The 19,808-nt window shown below is 68.2% G+C and carries 20 protein-coding genes and 1 pseudogene; 8 read left to right on the forward strand and 13 right to left on the reverse strand.

What is annotated here, in order from left to right; genetic code table 11:
• Position 1: 1 nt before the first annotated feature.
• Positions 2-1,162, reverse strand: a complete 1,161-nt coding sequence (locus ACIP4X_RS26420) for a restriction endonuclease (protein ID WP_401350918.1) — start codon at positions 1,160-1,162, stop codon at positions 2-4.
• Between the two features lie 467 nt (positions 1,163-1,629).
• Here ACIP4X_RS26420 and ACIP4X_RS26425 point away from each other — a divergent pair, with 467 nt between their 5' ends.
• Complete coding sequence (locus ACIP4X_RS26425) at positions 1,630-2,388, forward strand: DUF5131 family protein (RefSeq protein ID WP_401350919.1); 759 nt, start codon at positions 1,630-1,632, stop codon at positions 2,386-2,388.
• Positions 2,389-2,392: 4 nt separating this feature from the next.
• Here ACIP4X_RS26425 and tcmP read toward each other — a convergent pair whose 3' ends face one another.
• Both tcmP and ACIP4X_RS26435 read right to left on the reverse strand, forming a co-directional pair.
• On the reverse strand, positions 2,393-3,496 hold the full coding sequence (tcmP, locus tag ACIP4X_RS26430; RefSeq protein WP_401350921.1) for a three-Cys-motif partner protein TcmP: 1,104 nt from the start codon (positions 3,494-3,496) through the stop codon (positions 2,393-2,395).
• 673 nt (positions 3,497-4,169) lie between these two features.
• Positions 4,170-4,535: a DUF4440 domain-containing protein gene (locus ACIP4X_RS26435; protein ID WP_401350922.1), complete on the reverse strand. Its 366-nt coding sequence runs from the start codon at positions 4,533-4,535 to the stop codon at positions 4,170-4,172.
• Positions 4,536-4,885: 350 nt separating this feature from the next.
• On the opposite strand from ACIP4X_RS26435, the gene ACIP4X_RS26440 reads away from it, so the two are divergent.
• Complete coding sequence (locus ACIP4X_RS26440) at positions 4,886-6,766, forward strand: hypothetical protein (protein ID WP_401350924.1); 1,881 nt, start codon at positions 4,886-4,888, stop codon at positions 6,764-6,766.
• A 59-nt stretch (positions 6,767-6,825) separates the two neighbouring features.
• On the opposite strand, the gene ACIP4X_RS26445 is transcribed toward ACIP4X_RS26440, so the two are convergent.
• Complete coding sequence (locus ACIP4X_RS26445; protein WP_401350925.1) at positions 6,826-7,734, reverse strand: aminoglycoside phosphotransferase family protein; 909 nt, start codon at positions 7,732-7,734, stop codon at positions 6,826-6,828.
• 186 nt (positions 7,735-7,920) lie between these two features.
• Positions 7,921-8,484 (reverse strand): dihydrofolate reductase family protein, encoded by a 564-nt coding sequence (locus ACIP4X_RS26450; RefSeq protein ID WP_401350927.1) that lies wholly within the window; start codon positions 8,482-8,484, stop codon positions 7,921-7,923.
• 437 nt (positions 8,485-8,921) lie between these two features.
• Here ACIP4X_RS26450 and ACIP4X_RS26455 point away from each other — a divergent pair, with 437 nt between their 5' ends.
• Positions 8,922-9,785 (forward strand): hypothetical protein, encoded by an 864-nt coding sequence (locus ACIP4X_RS26455; RefSeq protein ID WP_401350929.1) that lies wholly within the window; start codon positions 8,922-8,924, stop codon positions 9,783-9,785.
• Between the two features lie 143 nt (positions 9,786-9,928).
• Here the strand turns inward: ACIP4X_RS26455 and ACIP4X_RS26460 are convergent, their stop codons facing one another.
• Entirely contained in the window at positions 9,929-10,495 is a 567-nt protein-coding gene (locus ACIP4X_RS26460; protein WP_358732128.1) for a dihydrofolate reductase family protein, read from the reverse strand.
• A 215-nt stretch (positions 10,496-10,710) separates the two neighbouring features.
• Here ACIP4X_RS26460 and ACIP4X_RS26465 point away from each other — a divergent pair, with 215 nt between their 5' ends.
• The gene (locus tag ACIP4X_RS26465; protein WP_401350931.1) at positions 10,711-12,096 is read left to right on the forward strand and encodes a serine hydrolase domain-containing protein; all 1,386 of its coding nucleotides are present in this window, start codon (positions 10,711-10,713) and stop codon (positions 12,094-12,096) included.
• Between the two features lie 80 nt (positions 12,097-12,176).
• Here ACIP4X_RS26465 and ACIP4X_RS26470 read toward each other — a convergent pair whose 3' ends face one another.
• The 7 genes and pseudogenes from ACIP4X_RS26470 to ACIP4X_RS26500 form a co-directional block, all read right to left on the reverse strand.
• Positions 12,177-12,629 (reverse strand): GNAT family N-acetyltransferase, encoded by a 453-nt coding sequence (locus tag ACIP4X_RS26470; RefSeq protein ID WP_358732124.1) that lies wholly within the window; start codon positions 12,627-12,629, stop codon positions 12,177-12,179.
• A gap of 38 nt (positions 12,630-12,667) precedes the next feature.
• Positions 12,668-12,921: pseudogene (locus ACIP4X_RS26475) on the reverse strand (hypothetical protein).
• A 99-nt stretch (positions 12,922-13,020) separates the two neighbouring features.
• Positions 13,021-13,893: a GNAT family N-acetyltransferase gene (locus ACIP4X_RS26480; protein ID WP_358732122.1), complete on the reverse strand. Its 873-nt coding sequence runs from the start codon at positions 13,891-13,893 to the stop codon at positions 13,021-13,023.
• Between the two features lie 91 nt (positions 13,894-13,984).
• On the reverse strand, positions 13,985-14,467 hold the full coding sequence (locus tag ACIP4X_RS26485) for an NUDIX hydrolase (protein ID WP_358732121.1): 483 nt from the start codon (positions 14,465-14,467) through the stop codon (positions 13,985-13,987).
• A 115-nt stretch (positions 14,468-14,582) separates the two neighbouring features.
• Positions 14,583-15,488: a LysR family transcriptional regulator gene (locus ACIP4X_RS26490; protein ID WP_358732119.1), complete on the reverse strand. Its 906-nt coding sequence runs from the start codon at positions 15,486-15,488 to the stop codon at positions 14,583-14,585.
• Between the two features lie 238 nt (positions 15,489-15,726).
• Complete coding sequence (locus tag ACIP4X_RS26495; RefSeq protein ID WP_401350934.1) at positions 15,727-16,917, reverse strand: cystathionine gamma-lyase; 1,191 nt, start codon at positions 16,915-16,917, stop codon at positions 15,727-15,729.
• Positions 16,918-17,029: 112 nt separating this feature from the next.
• Entirely contained in the window at positions 17,030-17,407 is a 378-nt protein-coding gene (locus ACIP4X_RS26500) for a phage holin family protein (RefSeq protein ID WP_358732115.1), read from the reverse strand.
• Between the two features lie 48 nt (positions 17,408-17,455).
• On the opposite strand from ACIP4X_RS26500, the gene ACIP4X_RS26505 reads away from it, so the two are divergent.
• The 4 genes from ACIP4X_RS26505 (at position 17,456) to ACIP4X_RS26520 (ending at position 19,794) form a co-directional block, all read left to right on the forward strand.
• Positions 17,456-17,773 (forward strand): cupin domain-containing protein, encoded by a 318-nt coding sequence (locus ACIP4X_RS26505; RefSeq protein WP_358732114.1) that lies wholly within the window; start codon positions 17,456-17,458, stop codon positions 17,771-17,773.
• 178 nt (positions 17,774-17,951) lie between these two features.
• Positions 17,952-18,164 carry a DUF5326 family protein gene (locus ACIP4X_RS26510; RefSeq protein WP_326803230.1) on the forward strand — a complete coding sequence of 71 codons (213 nt, stop codon included), beginning with the start codon at positions 17,952-17,954 and terminating at the stop codon, positions 18,162-18,164.
• 302 nt (positions 18,165-18,466) lie between these two features.
• On the forward strand, positions 18,467-19,261 hold the full coding sequence (locus ACIP4X_RS26515; protein ID WP_401350936.1) for an IclR family transcriptional regulator: 795 nt from the start codon (positions 18,467-18,469) through the stop codon (positions 19,259-19,261).
• Between the two features lie 95 nt (positions 19,262-19,356).
• A complete protein-coding gene (locus ACIP4X_RS26520; RefSeq protein ID WP_141359892.1) occupies positions 19,357-19,794 on the forward strand; it encodes an SsgA family sporulation/cell division regulator in 438 nt (145 codons plus the stop codon).
• Positions 19,795-19,808: the final 14 nt, after the last annotated feature.

Genomic DNA, 19,808 nt, shown 5'->3' on the forward strand with positions numbered 1-19,808 from the left:
GTCAGCGCAGGCGGAATTGAGCGGCGAGAGAAGGCCGGCGCGACAGCAGCGTCTCCAGATGGCTGTCAGGCCACAGTTCCACGGCAGGCAGGAGACGTTCGCTGGCCTGCTTCTCGGCGATGGCCACCGCATCCTGGGAGAAACGTCCGCTGGTAGCCACGATCAGTTCGTCAATCTTCGGGGGCTCCCAGAGGCGGATGGCCTGCATGCACGCCGACAGGTCTCCTGCGCCGATGGAGCGTTGCTGCCAGTGCTTGCATTGGATGATGACCCGGTAGCGGCGCACTCCGGCCAGCGGGTCGCGCACGACCCGGTATGCCTGGATGTCCCGGCCTCGGTCGGCAGCGTTCGTCCGCATCAGCCAGTTGACGTTCTCGTAGCCGGGTGTGCGCCGGACGAGTTCGAACACCAGATGCTCGAACCCCTCAGCGTCCAGTCGCGACCACTCCAGCCGCGTGCTGACGGATCCGGAGGGACGCGCGCTGACCAGGTCGGCGAGATCCTCTACTGCGACCGGCAGTGGATCGTGCTCGCCATACAGTGCGGACTGCACCTCGGCGCGTACCGACGGCCAGTCCATCGTCGCGATGTCGCTCAAATCTGTGGAATCCCGGAAGGACAAATGCCGGCGCAGCGCGGCCCAGCGGGCGTCGCCCGGCACCTGGCCGCCCACCAGCCGGTCCAGCCGAGACACCAGCGCCGCCAACTCCTCCCAGCGATCTTCCCCCCGCCACTCGCCGAGACCGTCTTCCGCGTCGATGTCCCGCACGACCTCATCGATCACCGCTGTGACTTCAGTGACGTGTCCTCGGACCAGCGCGCTACGGGCCTGGTCGAAGCGGTACCTGTACTCAGCCAATTGCCGCCCAGGCTCCTCCACGGCACGTTCGAAGTCCCGGGGAGACTCGCCGATCTCCCAATAATCAAGTCGGGTTTGGGCGACTACATCCGCCGAAAGGGGCACCTCCTGTACGCGGACCCCATCGATCGCTGGCAGGTGCTCAGTCAGGCGGGTGAACGTGCGTACCAGGTTCTCCCGCTCCGGGGTGTCCAGCCCAAACTCCCGATCCTCAGGCGTCAGCTCCTCGATCCGGCGCCACACAGACTCCAGCTTCTCGATGTTGGCAGCCACACGGTCGAACTGATCGATTGCTGCTGCCATGTCGGCATCCTCGCTCTCGAACCGCACCTGTGCCTCCCCCGGGCCGTCTACATGGAACGGACGCTAGCTGAGGTCCTTGTCGTATTCCGGCGTGGATAAACACGGAGTTACCCCCCTGTGGGGCGTCGCTCACTCCTCACTACCAGCACGATCGACGAGAGGATCGCGCGCTATCGCAGAGGGGAGTCGCTACGAGCCGTGGCCTCTCACACCGGCAGGAGGCGGGCCACAAAGGTTTCGCCTCGCGCGCCACTCACGGGGGCGCGGCTGCTCGGCTGCCAGCCGCTGCAGCGGCTGGCAGCCACCCCTTTGGTACATGCGGCCGGACCGCGCGCCGCCTTCCGCGCTGCTATATAGAACATGTGATCTATTTGTCGTACCGTCCTCTTCCGAGGGGCTCGGCGGAATACACCCACGGCGACAGGGAGCGGTCGGTAGGTTGGCCGCATTGGAGAGGTAGGGGTGGCATGGCTGATCGGACGAGCATCGAGTGGACCGAGGCGACTTGGAATCCAACCACGGGCTGCGACCGCGTCTCTCCGGGCTGCGACCACTGTTACGCCCTCACCCTCGCCAAGCGGCTCAAAGCGATGGGCGCGTCCAAATACCAGGCCGACGGCGATCCTCGCACCTCTGGCCCCGGCTTTGCCCTCACCATCCACCCGGACGCCTTGAAGATCCCCTACGGGTGGCGCGGTCCCCGCACGGTGTTCGTCAACTCGATGTCCGACCTGTTTCACGCCCGTGTGCCGCAGGACTTCGTGCGCCAGGTTTTCGAGGTGATGGCGGACACTCCCCAGCACACGTACCAGGTGCTCACCAAGCGGGCTAGGCGTCTACGACGCCTAGCGGGAAGCCTGGACTGGCCTGCCAATGTCTGGATGGGTGTCTCAGTAGAGAACGAGGAGGCCCTGGGCCGAGTGTCTGACCTGCGGGCCGTCCCAGCTGCTGTCAGGTTCCTCAGCTGCGAGCCCCTCCTCGGGCCACTGGACGGACTCAACCTCGAGGGCATCGACTGGGTGATCGTGGGAGGGGAGTCCGGCCCCGGACACCGCAGGATGGACATCGACTGGGTCTTGGGGGTCAAGGCAGCGTGCGACGAGGCCGGCGTGCCCTTCTTCTTCAAGCAGTGGGGCGGCCACACCCCGAAGGCCGGAGGGCGCGAACTGCTGGGCCGCACCTGGGATGCCATGCCCATGCGGGCTGCGGCCGCCGGAGCCCTGTGAGCCCCTACGGCTCCGTCCCGTCATCCAGCGGATCATAGAACCGGACCCGGCTGCCCGTCGGCCACATGGTGCCGGCCGCAACCGGATGGGTTCGGATAGCCACGCCTTCCTCGGCCAACTGCGTGAGCGCGTGCCGAAGGTGCTTCTCAAGATTTCCCATCTTCATTGCCGTCGCGGCGAGCTCCGTCCAGCTCAGCTCGCGACCGGCCAGCCCGCGCAGGTACTTCTCCAGCGGGCCGACGTACGCCTCCCCGAACAGGTCAGGCTGGACAACACTCGCTGCGGAGGCGCCTTCTCCGGTGTACGCGTCCAGCTTCCACTTAACCGGGTTCCAGCACTTCAGGCCCGCTTCGTGGTGGGTTCCCAGCACGAGGTGGTAGCGGGCGGCGCGGTTGTGCACACGTACGGCGAAGTGACCGCTCAGCAATCGCGATCGACTCAGAGCGCGGCCGTAGGCGTCGGCGAAAGCGCGAGTCCGGCTGGACGCTCCGCGGACGGGGACGGCGTCGGCCCACTCACGGCCACCGAAGTACCGGTTCATCGTCTGGTCGTAGCCGGCCTTCTCACAGAACCTGTGGAGTTCCTCGGTGAACAGGGTGACCAGCACTTCGTCCCGCGGGCGCATCGCGCAGGCCCGCACCAGCTCGTAGGGGATGGACTTGAGGTCGAAAGGGTCCACAATCCACAGGACCGGCCGTTGCTGGTCGGGGCCGTGGGCGATCGCGGTCAGGCGGGGCTGCTCGTCGGCGAAGGCACCGGGCGACTGGATGCGAATCCTCAACCTCGGGTCCCGGGGCAACTTATCGAGCTGACGCCGCAGTTCCTCCACCCGGTCGGCGCGCTCCTCCAGGCAGACCAGATTGAGAACTCCGAAACGCGAACGGTACGTGTGCTCGAGAAATGTCCGGGCGATCACCACTGAGGAGCCCGGAGCGCCGTCCTTGTACACCCCGGGGCCCGCGAAAGCGTCGACGATCGTGGCTTCCCGGAATTTCTGAAGGATCTTGGGCATCCAGCACTGCAGGTAGTGCCGGTACACCAGGTGCTTGACCTGGGTGTGCGCGTCGCTCGGCCACACCGTTTCGCGTAACTCGTCCTTACGGCTCATCGTCCCCCCAACAGGCCAGCCCAGCTCCCCCCGGACAAGCGCCCAATCACCTTGAAGGTTCGCAAGCGCGTTGTCCAGAGGGCGTGCTCTTCCTCCGCCCCTGGTCGGATGCTTCTTCAAACCTCAGGTGTCGCAGCAGCCGGCGACACGGACCCAGGGCCGCAGCAACTGGTTAATGACACCGCTTACGACTACGCCAGTGATCACCCCTGATGGCATGTCCCCTGTGGCAGGGCCATCGGGCAGCGTCATCTGAGATGCGGGAACGTTTCAGCCATCCATTTCGCAATCCCGAAACCCAGTCCCTCTCAGTCCCTGATCTGCCCCGACGTGTCGCTCGGCTCTGGCTTATGAAGCGAGCGCGCGCGACGCCCCTGCACAAGTGTTGACCACCGTCAGCAGTCGGCCAGGGACCAACCGGTCGCCGGTGCCTTCGGGCCTGAGTCACCTTCGGTCCCTGATAAAACCGCACGTCAGGGCAGTGGTCTGCTAGCAACAGGGACTGAAAGGGACTCAGGTTCGGCATATTGGGACAAAAAGTACGCCCGGGTCAGCTTCTCTACACGACCGCGTAGCTGCTGCCTCATCGCGCTCGCGCGGAAGCGTCGCTCACTGCTTTGTATAGGAGGGCCGCTGGGCGACCGCCGCCCTTGCGGGCGGCGGTTTCACCCGCTCAACCGGTCAAAGTGCCCTGGTGGAAGTACATTCGCCAGCCCGTCTCCGTCAGACGCCACAGAGAGCTCCGCCATGCCCGACGGCCCTGGTTGTCGGCGAAGTACGTCAGGTGAACGACGCCAGGTGCGAGGACGACTCCGGACATTTCGCTGACCTTGACCGGAGACTCCGGGGACACCGAGCCACTGCTCGTCACCGTGAGGATCGACTCGGCATCCCACCGGCGCCCAGAAGCCCCGAACTCTGTGAACTCCGGATCTAGAAGCTCCAGGACACGGGCCTGCGAAGCACGCACCTCGGGATCGAGAAGCCGCATCTCCCCATCGATGGCCGCTTGCACGGCCCGCGTACTCTCATCCGTCATGCAGGAACCCTACGGCGCCTGCTTGCCCAGGCACAGCGAATTGATTACTCGACGCGGCGACAGCACGGCAGTGCCGTCAAAACTCGCGAACATCTTCCGATGGGTGATCAACAACTGGCTCCGGAATTCATGCACGAGTGCTGCCGCCAAACGTGAACGAAGCCACCACCGCCAAGTTGCCCAGGCCAGCAGGGTTTCAGGGCCCGGCTGTCAGTGGCCAGTGCGACACTCTCACTCGGAGCCAGTTCAGCGCGTGGCGGGCCCACCTCTGCCACCTTTCCGGAGCGCGGATTCGGCTCTCAACGTCCCCACAGGATGGGTGCGGAAACGGGAGGGAGTGGCGAGACATCGTGGATGCAAGCCGACAGATCGCGGCGCGGATCGAGTTCCTCAGAAGACAACTGGTCGACCGTGAGCCAGGACCGCTTCGTGACGCCTATCTGGCTGTGCCCACCCGTGAACGGCCGGTCCTCCAGGGGACGACCACTCCGGCACTCACCCAGATCTGGCAGCAGCGGCCGAGCGGGCTGATCACCCCGGCGACCGCGGAGACGCAGCCGATCGATCTCATGGCCGTCTATCTGACGTTTGAGGAGATCTTCGGCTTCGCAGCTGACCCCGCCTACCCCGTGAAGCAGCTGCAGGCTCTTCCTCTCAGTTTCGTACTGAAGTTCTGTGCCGAACTGCTCAACGCACTCAGCCGGCCCGGAGCTTCACACTCTGATGTCGACCGAGCCTTCGCGACGCAGTGGCTAAAGGAGCCGATTCGTACGCGGGTCCTCAACGAACTGCGTGATCCGCGACGTGCCCTGGTAGTGCCGCAGGCGCTGATGCTCCTTGCCCGCGCGGCCGTCGAGCATAGCCCCGACTCACTCCCAGACGGAGCCAAGCCGGGCAAATTGATCGGCGCCCTCCTCGCGTTCTCCGACATGATCGGGCTTTCCGGCGCGGGAGGCCCGACGGTGATCGCCGACCAGCCGGGCGACTTGGGCCGTGAGGTGATCGCAAACCAGTACTTCAACAACAACGCCTCCGTCCCGCACACCTTTGCCCGCTACGTGCGAAGGTGGCGCGAACTGCCGCAGCAGTTCGCGGGCAAGGACGGCCTGGTGGATCTTCCCGCCGTGTACGAGCAATGCACTGGCGTCACCCTTGACGACCTCACCGTTGTAGCGGGGGCGCTCTGGACCGCTGCCTGCAACGGGAACGTACTCACGCCTACCGCCGAGCTGGAAACGCTCCTTCCGGCGGGACAGGTGACAAAAGTACTGGCCCTGATCAGCGCAGACCTCGAAACCCTGCGCCAGGCAGTCCAGGACGAGCGCGCTCAGCGTCACACCGAATGGACCTTCGACGCCTTCCAGCAACGACCTGTCATCCGCCTCGGCGCATTCCTCCTGGTCATGGATCAGCGACACCTGATCGACCGCGCCTTCGGATGGCTCCCGATCTTGGACGTCCGCTTCCCTCCGGACACCCACCCGCGGCCCACCAACCACAAAAAGCTCGCCGGGCAGGCGATCCGGACCCTGCGACGGTTCAGCGAGCTTTACGTATCTGAGGTGCTGCACAGCATTACGGGGAAGGGGACAACCCGTCGCGTCTATGACGACGCCGAGCTGAAGGCAGCTTTTCAGGGCGAGGGGCAGAAGATTGCAGACGCCGCGGTCGACTACGGAGACACCTGGATAGTCGTCGAGGTCACCACCAGCCAACTGCAGAGAGACGCCGCGACCGCCGTCCCTGGCAATGCGCAGGTGAAGGACATCGACAAGCTGCTCGAAGAGGTCCAACAGATCGACGCCACGATCCAGGCCCTCCGGAGGGACGAATCCCGCCTCACGGGCGTGAGCAGCCAGATCCGTCGCAGGTATCTACCACTCCTCCTGCTCACCGAAGGCTTCCCCGTCAACCCCGTCAGCATGACCGTGATCAGGGAGCGCGCCCACAAACGCGGCCTCCTCCAGGGCCAGGACGTCATGCCACTCGAGGTCATCGACGTCGAGGAGCTCGAGTGGATTGAAGCACTGCAAGAGCAACAGGGCGTCAGCCTGTTGGAGGTAGTCCAGCGCAAACAGGCCAGCAGCTTGGAGCGCACGGCGATGCGTAGCTTCCTGGCGGACACAATTACGACACCCCTGAGCCATCCGCAGCGTTTTGAGGGGAAGGCAAGCAAGGCTCTCGGTCCGCTCGAGGCGGTCCTGCTGAAGCGCGAACAGCGTGAGCCCTGATGCTCGTGACCTCGGCTGGTTCGCGCCTGTGGCAGTAGCTCCTGTGACGGGTGTACCACTCAACGCGTAGCGGCGTCGGCGAGGATTGCCTGAAGTCGTGCTCGGCATTCGGCGACGAAGGCGGGGAAGGTGTCCCAGTAGTAGGAGATCCCACTGACGCCCACCGCGACCGCCCAGGCGCGGGCGCGGGTCCAGGTCAAATCGTCGAGGCTCAGGGTGTCCCAGTAGGCCTGCCGGGCTTGTGGCGGCAGGTCCCAGACTGTGGAGTGCTCGGCGTCGGGAAAGCCGACCGAGAGTCCTCCGAAGTCGATAACTGCGTGGAGGTTGCCTTCCCGGACCAAGAGGTTGGTCGGCTTGAGGTCGCCGTGGAGCCACACCTGAGACCCCGAGGGCTCGGGCAGTGCGAGCGCGGCTCGCCACAACTGTTCCAGAGTGTCAACGTCGAGCTCAGAACCCACCGTGGTTCGACAGTCGTCGAGACACCCCGTGATCCACTGATCGCACGGCTTCAGGCTGCCTCCGCGGTACCAGCTGAGGCCGTCCGTGCGAGTCGCTCCCATGAGGTCGATGCCGTGGAGCTCCCTCACGACCGCCGCCAGATCGGCTCCGAAGGCGGTCCAGTCCCGGACGGTGTCCGGGCCGGCTTCGTCACCGTCAATCCAGCGGTAGACCGACCAGACCAGTGGGAAGGCATCGGTGGGAGTCCCGGCGTGGACGGGCTCGGGAATCGGACAGGAAAGGAGGGGCGCCAGGCGAGGAAGCCATTCCTGTTCCTTCCGCACGGACTGTCCGTTGCCGGCGGTTCGTGGAAGTCGCACGAGCAGGTCATCGCCCAGCCGATACATGGTGTTGTCCGTGCCGGCACCCGCGGCCGACAGCGATAGGTCAGCCCACTCTGGGCGCTGTGCCTTCAACAGTGACCGGACTAGCGTCTCGTCGACTGGGATCTCATCCTCGTGAAGCGTCACGTCGAAAGTCTCACCTCTGGATGGAACGAGAAGCCAGTGACTTTCGTCAGCCCTGGTCTTGATCCTCGAAGATCTCGGGCTGATGACGCCGAGAGTCGCTCGCCTACCGCGAACCCAACCGCCCGAGCCCGACCGGCGTTCACGTTCGCGTGGACCCGGCAGGCGGTCGAGTCGCGTGACGGGCGCTCAGCGCCTCGTCTCGTACCTGGTCAGGACCACGCCGCCGGGAAACGTCCGCGTCTCCACCAGGTTGAGGTTCACCCAGTTGTCCAGCGCGGTGAAGAACGGCGTGCCGCCGCCCCCCAGGACCGGCGCGGTGGCCAGCACGTACTCGTCAATCAGCCCGGCCCGCATGGCCGCCCCGGCGAGCGTCGCGCCGCCGATGTCCATCGGGCCGCCGTCCTCGGCCTTGAGCCGGGTGATCTCGGCGACCGCGTCGCCGGTGACCAGACGGGTGTTCCAGTCGACCTTGTCGATCGTCGAGGAGAACACCACCTTCGACATGTTCCGCCAGCGGCGCGCGAACTCGATCTCCGCCGGGGTGGCGTTGGGCTGCTGGTCGCCGGTCGGCCAGTAGGAGCTCATCGTCTGCCACAGCTTGCGCCCGTACAGCGACAGGTCGGTCGCCTGCAACTGGTCGGACCAAAACTGGAACAGCTCGTCGCTCGGCACGCTCCAGCCGATGTCGTCGCCGGGCGCGGCGATGTAGCCGTCCAGGGTCAGGTTCATGCCGTAGATCAGTTTCCGCATGGCGCAGCCTTCCGTCCGTGGGTGTCCGGCGTATAGACCAGCGCGGTGCGGGAAACTCATCGGTGCGCGATCTGGGCTCGCCGGTAGTCCTCGTGCTCGGGGCTCAGCGTGGTGTACTCGGCCGACTCGGGCAAGCCGCCTGATCTCGACCTCGCCCTCGCGAGGAAATGCCACGGATTTGAGACTGATCATGGGTGACAAGGCCGTGAGACAGCCAAGAACGCCCAGGTCACGCAAGATCGACATGTCACGAGCGGCGAGACCGGGTGACAGGGCTTCTGGTTCGGCCCGTCGAGGGAAACAGCCTCGTCCCGGAGGAGCGCGATCGTCGGCCCGGACCTCGCGCACTGCACCCGTCGCCGCAGCGCGGAGGCTCCGGCGACGGGTGCCGACACCTCGCACCGAATCTTGGCGTACTGGGAAGGCACAATCGGCGCATGCCTGAGACCTTCGTCGACCTGGGATCCGTCAATGCGCCGTCCGGTGTGCTGGTGCTCGGCATGGCCGGGTGGATCGACCACTGGCGGGAACTGGGTCAGCCCCTGTCCGAGCGCGCCAGGGCGGCGGCGGCGTCGGGAGGAGGCCATCTTCATGAGTGGTTGTGCGAAGCGGTCGCGGTTCCGGCCGCCGACGACCGGCCGCTGAGGGTGAGGGCGAGCACCTCGCCGTCCCCGTTCGACGAGGAACCGACGATCGCGACCCTGGAGATCAGCCTCGGACTCTCATGGCCCGAAACCGCGGACCGATCGGTGCCGGTCCGGCTCGGGGACCTGCCCGTCGACCGGTGCGGCATGGTCATCGGCGACGCTACGGGGCTGGACGCGTGGACGGGAATGGACGACGAGCCTGCCGACGGGCTCGCCGACGTCACCTACTGGGGCCGGCACGAGGACGACGCATACGCGCAGTTCGGCGGTGAGCGGATCGCGCAGTACGGTGTCGACGGACCGCACGGGTGGCTCGACCTCCCGCTGGCCGAGGCAGCCGCACGCACGGCCGAACTCACCGCCTGGCGAGACCGCCTCCACGGCAAGGGCCTCATGGTCTCGATCGACAAGCACACCGACTTCCACCGCTTCCGGCGGGCCGGGCGGCACCATCCCCTCCACGTCGGTGAGGTCGAGGTCGGCGGCTGCCAAGTGCTCGGCATCGAATGGGACCAGGGCGACCACTCGATCAGGCACCACGGTGAGCGGGACGCCGGCCAGGTCTATCCGGTCAAACTCGAAGCCGACGAGGCGGGAGAGATGGTGATGCGATGGACCATCCCGCCTTACGACTTCGAGAGCGAAGACGAGTGACGAGCTCAGCTCTGGAGATCCGCCACTGTCGTGAGATTGATCAACCCCGCCACGTGGTGAGACAGGTTCGAGAGCCCCAGGTCACAGCGGTGGCCTGTGACACGAGCCGTGAGATCCTACACGGCGAGACAGCGGGAAGCCGCTCAGCGCCTCGTCTCGTACCTGGTCAGGACCACGCCGCCGGGAAACGTCCGCGTCTCCACCAGGCTCAGGTTCACCCAGCTGTCCAGCGCGGTGAAGAACGGCGTGCCGCCTCCCACCAGGACCGGATGGGCGGCGATCACGTATTCGTCGATCAGCCCGGCGCGCATGGCCGCCCCGGCAAGCGTCGCGCCGCCGATGTTCATCGGGCCGCCGTCCTCGGCCTTGAGCCGGGTGATCTCGGCGATCGCGTCGCTGGTGATCAGGCGGGTGTTCCAGTCGACCTTGTCGAGCGTCGAGGAGAACACCACCTTCGGCATGTCCCGCCAGTTCCGCGCGAACTCGATCTCCGCCGGGGTGGCGTCGGGCTGCTGGTCGCCGGTCGGCCAGTAGGAACTCATCGTCTCCCACAGCTTGCGCCCGTACAGCGACAGGCCACTCGCCTGCTCGTGGTCGAGCCACCACTGGAACAGTTCGTGGCTCGGCGGTCCGCTCCAGCCGATGTCGTCGCCGGCCGCGGCGACGTAGCCGTCCAGAGTCAGGTTCATGCCGTAGATCAGTTTCCGCATGGCCCAGCCTTCCGTCCGTGGGCGTCCGGTGTATGGACTGGCGCGGCTCGGGAAACTCATCGGTGCGCGATCCGGGCTCGCCGGTGGTCCTCGTGCTCGGGGCTAAGCGTGGTGTACTCGGCCGACACGGGCAAGCCGCCTGATCCCGACCTCGCCCTGGGCCCTGCGCGGAAATGAGCTCGACGTGTGGCCGACTCTCCGGGTGGACTGTGCACATGACGACATTTCAGGATGACCTGCTTCCCGGTACTCGCCGGGCGTTGCTGCACCGGATCGCTGTGGCCCAGGCCGAGGGGCGGGCGCCGTCGCTCGTGGCCGCGGTCCTGCGGGAGGGGCGGACGGTCTGGCACGGTGCGCGGACGTCGGTGGACGGACACGCACCGGATCAGGACACGCAGTACCGCATCGGCTCGATCACCAAGACCTTCACCGCCGTGCTTGTTCTGCGGCTGCGCGACGAGGGACTGCTCGACCTCGGGGATCCGCTGGAGAAGCATCTGCCGGGCACCGGCGTGGGGAAGGCGACCGTAGCCGAACTGCTGGCGCACACGGCCGGGTTGGCCGCCGAGTCGCCGGCGCCGTGGTGGGAGAGGTCGCCGGGGGCCCTGCGGCCCGAACTGGCCGATGTGCTGGGCGAGGAGCCGCTGCGGCACCCGGCCGGCCGACGGTTCCACTACTCGAATCCCGGCTACACCCTGCTGGGCGCGCTCGTCGAGGAGTTGCGGGGCGCTCCCTGGGAGGAGGTCCTTCGGCGGGAAGTGCTCGAACCCCTGGGCCTGCACCGCACGGGTGCCCGTCCCGAGGCACCGCACGCGGGGGGCTGGGCGGTGCACCCCTGGGCCGATGTGCTGCTGCCCGAGCCCGCCGAGGACCTCGGACGGATGGCATCGGCCGGGCAACTGTGGTCCACGACGGGGGACCTGGCGCGCTTCGCCGCCTTCCTGGTCCAGGGGGACGACCGGGTACTGAGCGCCGAGTCGCTTCGGGAGATGAGGACTCCGGCGGCCCCGCCCGAGGCGGCGGATGTGGCGTCCGGGTACGCGTACGGCCTGGGGCTCGAGGTGCGGCGGTGGGGCGAGCGGCTTCTCGTCGGGCACGGCGGGTCGCTCCCGGGCTTTCTGGCCTCGCTTGCCATCGGCGTGGAGGACGACGTGGCCGCGGTGGTGCTGGCGAACTGTACGTCCGGGCCGCTGCTCGCCGCGGTGGCGGCCGACCTCGTGCGGATCGTCGCCGACGCCGAGCCGCGGATTCCGGAGCCCTGGCGGCCGCTGCGGAAGATCGAGCCGTCGCTGCTGGAACTGGCGGGCCCGTGGTACTGGGGGACGTACGGGTTCGGCCTGCGGCTGACTGCCGACGGGCTCGCCTCGCTGGAGCCGCTGTCCGGCAACGGCCGGCGTTCGCGGTTCCGGGCGAACGGTGACGGCACGTGGACGGGGCTGGAGGGCTACTACGCCGGCGAGGTGCTGCGGGTGGTGCGGCGGCCGGACGGCTCCGTGGACCATCTGGACCTCGGGTCATTCGTGTTCACGCGTCAGCCCTACGACGCAGAGGCTTCCGTGCCCGGCGGCGTCGACCCGGAGGGGTGGCGAGGCATCGGATAGGCCCGGAAGTCCCCCACGATCCGAGGGGCGGACGTTTCACGTGAAACGTCCGCCCCTCGGCGGGTTTGTCCTCACGGTGCTCACAGGTGGAGCTTGAAACCCACGTGCGAGGCTTCGAAGCCCAGACGCTCGTAGAAGCGGTGGGCGTCGGTGCGCGTCCGGTCCGAGGTGAGCTGGACCAACTGGCATCCCTCACGCCGTGAGGCGTCGACGGCCCACTCGATGAGCCGCGTGCCCAGCCCGCTGCCGCGCTCGTCCGCGTGGATACGGACGGCTTCGATGATCGATCGGGTGGAGCCGCGCCGGGACAGGCCCGGAATGATGGTGAGCTGGAGTGTGCCGACGATGCGGTCCTCGCGTTCGGCGACCACCAGGTGCTGATGCGGATCGGCGCTGAGCCGCTCCAGCGCGGCCAGGTAGGGTGCGAGGTCGTCCGGGGACTCGCGTCGCGCCCCCAGCGGGTCGTCCGCGAGCATGGCCACGATGGCAGGCACGTCGGCGGCGACTGCGGCTCGTATGGCGAGATCTTCCATGTCCCGCAGCCTATGCGGTGGTCCGGTTCGCGCCGGGGCTATGCCGGGGCGCCGGCGTGCAAGGACTCGACGGCCCGGACCAGTGGTGCCAGCTCCGGGTTCTTCGCGGCTTCGTCGAGTGCCTCGCGCAGGGCCCGGTCGTTGGTCGGCCGGGCCTCCGCCAGGAGCTTGAGCCCGGCTTCGGTGACGTTGGCGCAGATGCCACCACGCGCGTCTCGATCCCGCCGTGCAGCAGGGCGAGTGCGGACCAGCCCTGGGCCAGGGCGGTGAGCGTGGGGTCCGTCGCTGTCATGGGCGTCTCCTCCGTCCCGGAGCGGCTGAGCGCAGGATGGAGCAGCGCAGCAATGGACGGCCTTTACGGGTATAGCGCGTAATCGAGAGTCTTTGTCCCTCAGCCTGCCGCGACGGTGAGCGGAGCGAAGCGGCGGGTCCAGTCCCCGGGCGGCTCCGTGATGCCGTACAGCATGACGTCGTTGCCGGACACCGGGGTCAGCCCGCGCTCCGTCACCCAGGCCAGCAGCTCCTCGTGACGTACGTCGATGTCGGTGCGCAGCCTGCGGTGGGTTCCGGCGGCGAGGGAGGCGATCAGAGCCTTGGCCGTCTCCGTGTCCCGGGCGATCAGGGGGCCCACCACATGGGTGTCCATATTGGGCCAGGCCGCCGCGTAGCCGATGATCCGGCCGCGCTCCTCGGCGACGCGCAACTGGTCGGCGAACGCGGGCAGTCGCGTGATGGCCGGAGTCCGGTCGACACCGAACACCTCCTCGTCGAGCCGGAGGATGCCCGGGAGATCCGCCGCGGTGGCCGCGCGCGTGGCGATGCGGGAGCGCGGTTCATCCGGGCCCGGCCTGAAGTGGCCGACCACCATCTCCGCCCTGCCGGTGACCTTGAAGCCCAGCTCCTCGTAGAGCGGGCGGCCGAACGGTGTCGCATGGAGAGTCAGGGGGGTGCTGCCCATCGTCGAGACGACATGGCGCATCAGCCGCCGTCCGATGCCCTGGCGGGCATGTCGTTCGGCGACCAGGACCATGCCGATGGCGCCGAGATCCGGACGGCCCTGCGGTCCGTACTCGCTCACGACACACGTGGCGACGAGTCCTCCGTCGGGGTCGTCGATGCCGTAACCCGTCCCGGCCGTCAGGAGGAAGCCCCACTTGTGCTCCTCCCGCGGCCATCCCCGGTTCTCGGACAAGTCGGCGCAGGCGGAGAGATCGCGAAGCGTCAGGCGGCGGATGGCGAAACGCGCGGGTGAAGGAGTCGACACGCAGGTCAGGCTGTCCGAAGGACCCCCTCGGCGTCCACCTGCTTGGGACCACACATACGTGCTTTTGGCCACGCCGGAGAGCCCGGCGCCCTCAGCCCAGGTCGGGAGCGTGCATGGCCCGCACGCCCTCGATGTTCCCGTCCAGGTAGTGGCGCAGGGACAGCGGGACGAGGTGGACGGAGGCGATGCCGACCCGTGTGAACGGCACCCGCACGATCTCGTACTCCCCGGCGGGCTGGTCCACCTCGGGCCCATGCCGCTCGGAGAGGTTCATGGACTCCAGCCGGCAGACGAAGAAGTGCTGCACCTTCACTCCGGTCGCACCGCCGTCCTCGCCGATGTGCTCCACGGTGTCCACGAAGCAGGGCACCACGTCGACGATCTTGGCGCCGAGTTCCTCGTGCACCTCGCGGTGCAGGGCGTCGACCACGGTCGCGTCCTCGGGCTCGACCCCGCCCCCGGGAGTGACCCAGTAGGGATCGACACCTGGCTTGGTGCGCTTGATCAGGATCAGGTCGTCACCGTCGAGGAGAACGGCGCGGGCGGTGCGCTTGACCACGGGTCGGACGGTCATGGGAGAAATGTGGCCCGGCTGGTTCCACGTGAAACATCGCACGCCGCTTCGGTCTCACGACGCGCCCTTCCCCCCGCTCAGTGGCCGCGCTCTTCTTCACTCGGTACCGGTTCACTCAGTACCAGGTGGTGGCCGCCCGCAGCAGCCACTCGTGGGCCCGCGCGATGTGCGGCATCGCCAGCGTTCCGGTGCGGACCGCGAGGAAGTAGGTGCGCAGCGGCGGTACCGCGGGCTCGTGCAGGGGTACGATCTCGCCCCGCCCCAGCGCGGCCGCGCACAGATACCGGGGCAGTACCGCGAGCCCCGCGCCGGCGACCACGCAGGTGAGAACCGCGCGCAGATCGGGGACGATCACCGTGCCGGACGTCGCGGGCCGGGCGTCGAACACCGAGCCCCAGTAGCGGGAGGCGAAGGGGAGCGACTCGTGGACCTCGATCACGGGGACGGTCTCCAGGGTGGGCACGACCGTGCGGCGTGGTGTCGCCGGGGCGATCCGCTCGGCCCAGAGCGGAGCGGCGACCAGGACGTGTTCCTCGTCGCACAGCGGAGCCGCGGTGAGCAGCCCGCCGCGGGGCCGGGCGGTGCTGATGGCCAGATCGTGATGTCCGGCGGACAGGCCGTCCAGGGTCTCCTCGGCGGTTCCGAAGGAGGCGCGCAGTGCGAAGCCCTGTCCGTCGTCGCCGGTCAGTCCGGTCAGCGCGGGCAGGGCCCGTTCCGCGACGAACTCCGGTGGCCCGGCCAGGTGCAGCGTGCGCAGGGAGGACTCTTCGTCGAGATCGGACTCGGTGATCTCCACAAGCGCGTCCAAGTGCGGCGCGGCCTTGTGCGCGAGCTCGTCGCCGATGGTCGTGGGCGTCACGCCACGGGCCCGTCGCAGGAACAGGGGGCGTCCCAACTGCCTTTCCAGCGTGCGGATCTGTGAGGTGACGGCCGGCTGGGAGAGGCCGAGGAGCGCCGCGGCGCGGGTGAAGGAGCCCGCGCGGTGCACGGTCACGAACGTGCGCAGCAATGCCAGATCCATGGCACGCCCACCCCTCTTGGTGCCCTTTCCGTACGGCCCCCCCGGCCCCGCCCAACTATAAATATGTCGATAGGTCTCTGTCGCTACCGTGATTGGACACTGACGGAGAGTCAACTAGCCTTGTTCGCGCGGTTCTTGCGCGCGGAACCGAGGACGGTCCGAGCCACGAGGGGGGAGGCTCGGACCGTCCGCCGTGCACGGAGGGAGACGGACCGGAACGGGCGGTGCCCGGAGAGCCTCAGCCGGCCGACTCCGCCGACTCCTCCAGCGCCCGCAGTACATCCGCCACCAGGTCCTCGGGGTCCTCGGCGCCGGCGGACATCCGGATGAAGCCCTCCGGCACCGCGTCGCCGCCCCAGCGTCCGCGCCGCTCGGCGGTGGAGCGCACCCCGCCGAAGCTCGTCGCGGGGTCCACCAGCCGCAGCGCGTCGAGGAAACGCTCGGCACGCGCACGCGTGGGCAGCGTGAAGGACACCACGCACCCATAGCGCCGCATCTGCCGTGCGGCGGTCTCGTGCGAGGGGTCGTCGGGCAGCCCGGGGTAGCGCAGCCCGGTCACCTCGGGCCGTCCGCGCAGTGCCTCGGCGAGAGCGAGGGCGGAGGCGTTCTGCCGGTCGACGCGGAGTTGCAGGGTGGCGATCGAACGGTGGGCGAGCCAGGCCTCCATCGGCCCCGGGATCGCCCCGACGATCTTGCGCCAGCGGCGCACGGCCGCCATGGCCTCGCCGCCGCGGCCGACGACGTATCCGAGCAGGAGGTCGCCGTGCCCGGTGAGCTGCTTGGTGCCGCTGGCCACGGAGAAGTCCGCGCCCAGCGCCAGCGGCCGTTGCCCGAGGGGGGTCGCCAGCGTGTTGTCGACGGCGACCAGGGCGCCACGCGCGTGTGCCGCCTCGACCAGCCGCCGGATGTCGCACACGTCCAGCCCCGGGTTCGACGGGGACTCGATCCACAGCAGCCGTGCCCCGTCCAGCACGTCGAGCTGGGCGTCCCCGCCGGTCGGCGCCGTGCGTACCTCGATCCCGTACTCCTGAAGCTGTTCGCGGACCAGGGGCAGCGCCTGGTAGCCGTCGCTGGGCAGCACCACCGTGTCCCCGGTGCGCAGCTGGGAGAAGAGCACCGACGAGATGGCGGCCATGCCGGAGGCGAACACCAGCGTCTCGGCACTGTCCTCCCCGGGTGCCTCCAGCTCGCCGATCGCGCGCTCCAGCAGTGTCCAGGTCGGGTTCTCGTCGCGGCCGTAGGTGTAGGGGCCCGCGGGATCGCCCGGCAGATGGAAGTGGGCGGCGAACACCGGCCCCGGAAGCGTCGGTTCGTGCTTGACCGGTTCGGGCAGCCCGGCCCGCACCGCACGTGTGCCGTCACCCGCGCCGGTAGGGAAACGGGGCTGCGCCCGCGTGCCGTTCGGGTCGTCCGCAGCGGAATCGTTCATGCCGCCCTGCCTTCCTTCGCCTGCTGTTCGTCCTGCGGTGGGCCGAGCGCGGCCCGCCGCCCACTTCCTGCTCGGGGCGCTTCCTCGGCCCCCCGGGTCAGTCCTTGTCGGGTCAGTCCTCGTCCGGCAGGACCAGGTTCAGCGCCCAGGAGACGATCGAGACGATCAGACCGCCCAGGACGGCCGTCCAGAAGCCGTCGACGTGGAAGCTCAGATGGAGCTTGCCGCACACCCACGACGTCAACAGCAGCATCAGCGCGTTGACCACGAGGGTGATCAAGCCCAGTGTGAGGATGAACAACGGGAAGGTCAGTACCTTCACCACCGGCTTGACCAGGAAGTTCACCAGCCCGAAGATCAGGGCGACGACGATCAGCGTGCCGGCCTTCTTGGCGGTGCTGTCCCCGGTCAGGGTGATCTTGTCGAGCACCCACACGGCGACCGCCAGGGCGCCCGCGTTGGCGATCGTCTTGACTACGAAATTCTTCATGTGTCTGATCGTGGCAGACCAGATCGACTACGAGTACGGGCGAGGACGATGAAGGCATTCCGGCTGGACGAACTGGAGACGGAACGAGCCGCCAACGAGGGCGCCTACCTTCAGTTCCTGCGCGAGCGGAACATGTCGGTCGGCCTGTACGCGCTCGACGCGGGCGCACAGGACCCGCAGAAGCCGCACAACCAGGACGAGGTGTACTTCGTCGTCAGCGGACGCGCCTCCATCACGGTCGGTCTGGAGACGACCGAGGTGGCCCGCGGCAGCGTGGTGTACGTACCGGCCGGAGTGGCCCACAAGTTCCACCACATCAGCGAGGATCTGCGGGTCCTGGTCGTGTTCTCTCCCCCGGAAGCCTGAGACTGCGTCTCGGGGTTCCCTAGGGGACCGGTCAGGGCAGGACAAGGGATGCGAGGGCCCCGCGGGCGCCCTCCCGGCTCTAGCATCGAACGCAGGACACCGGCAGGGTTCGCACCGGGAAGTGCGGGCCGCCGACAGGACCCGGCCCCGAGCCGGCGGAGAGATGAGGACGAGGGCAATGCGAGAGATCTTCGCGGGTCTGCCGTGGTGGGTGAAGTGGATCGCGGTGCCCGTCATCGCTCTGGTCGTCTTCGGCGGCGTGATAGCGAGCGTGATCGGCTTCGTGGTCTGGCTGCTCTTCAAGGTGCTGATCTTCGTAGCCCTGGTCGGCGGGCTGATCTACATCGTGCGGAAGTTCCTGACGGGTTCGTCCTCGCGCAGCGACTGGTGAATGTCAGGGGCAACCGGCGGCCGGTAACGGGAATCGCCGGTTCCCTCGCGGGAGGGAAGTTTCCCGGACAAGCAGTCCGCGCGCGGTGACAGGCGGATAAGGTCCGGAGATCGACGCGGGGGCCGGCCCCCGCGGGCGGCGCACACCCCCCATCGTGTTCCCGCACGGCTGCCCCCTCGCGCTACGGGAGTGACCCCTTGGCCACGGCTGACACCACACCCGCAGAACGGCACGCGCCGCCCGCACCCCGGGGGCCGTCCCGCTCGACAACCCTCCCGGCGCAGCCGCGTTCGTCGGCCCCCGTGGAACGGCCCGGGACCACGGTCCCGGAGCAGCCGCGGCCCCAGCAGCCCCCGACCCTCATCGGGTCCGTGCAGCGCGCGATGCGCCTGCTGGAGACCGTCGCGCGGCACGAGCACGGAGCGCCCGCCAAACAGCTCGCCCGAGAGACGGGCCTGGCCCTGCCCACCGCCTACCATCTGCTGCGCACCCTCGTCCACGAGGGCTATCTGCGCCGCGACCGGGGCCTGTTCTTCCTCGGCGAGGCCGCTGAACGGCTGAGCAGCAACGGAGCGGCGCAGAAACGTCGCAGCACGATCGTCGAGGCCCTCGCCCAGTGGCGGGACTCCATCGGTGCCCCGGTGTACTACGCGATGTACCGCGAGGGCGAGATCGAGCTCATGTGCGTCTCCGCCACCGCGGCCGCCCCGGCGGTCGAGGAATGGGCCGGCTTCCGCGAGACCGGGCACGCGCACGCGATCGGCCAGTGCCTGCTGTCCCAGCTGGACGACAGGGCCCGCCGCGACCATCTCGACCGCTACCCCGTGCAGTCCCTCACCCCGTACACGGTCCGTGACGGTCACTCGGTGCTGCGGCGTCTGGAACGCATCCGGCCGATGGAGCCGGTGACCGAGCGGCAGGAGTACGCGCTGGGGACGGTCTGCGCGGCGATCCCCATCACGGTGGGCACCACGGCGGCCGCGATGGCCCTCTCCCTGCCGGCGCATCAGGCGGACCGGCTGCTGCCCGCCGCGCGCCAGTTGCAACGCGAGGTGGGACGGCGTCTGGGCTCGCTGGCGCTCTCTATCAGTATCTGAAAACTCACTCCTTGTGATCTGATGTGTACGTTCAGCAAGATGCACCAGTCACGGGATGGATTCCCGGCCAGTCGACGGCAAACACCGGGGTAGCGATGCGCGAGTCCGTACAGGCAGAGGTCATGATGAGCTTTCTCGTGTCCGAGGAGCTCTCCTTCCGCATCCCGGTGGAGTTGCGGTACGAGACCTGTGATCCCTATGCCGTACGGCTGACCTTTCATCTGCCCGGAGACGCCCCGGTGACCTGGGCGTTCGGGCGGGAGCTGCTCATCGACGGGGTGGGGACCCCGTGCGGGGACGGTGATGTGCGCATCTCACCGGCCGGCCGCGACTCGCTGAGCGAGGTCCTGATCCGGCTTCAGGTCGGTGGCGACCGGGCGCTGTTCCGCTCCTCGACGGCACCCCTGGTGGCGTTCCTGGACCGCACGGACAAGCTGGTGCCTCTGGGGCAGGAGGGGGCGCTGGCGGACTTCGACGCCCATCTCGACGAAGCCCTCGACCGCATCCTGGCGGAGGAACAGAGCGCGGGCTGAGGCCTCGCGGCAGG

This window comes from Streptomyces sp. NPDC088817, from assembly GCF_044750345.1.
Taxonomy (GTDB): domain Bacteria; phylum Actinomycetota; class Actinomycetes; order Streptomycetales; family Streptomycetaceae; genus Streptomyces.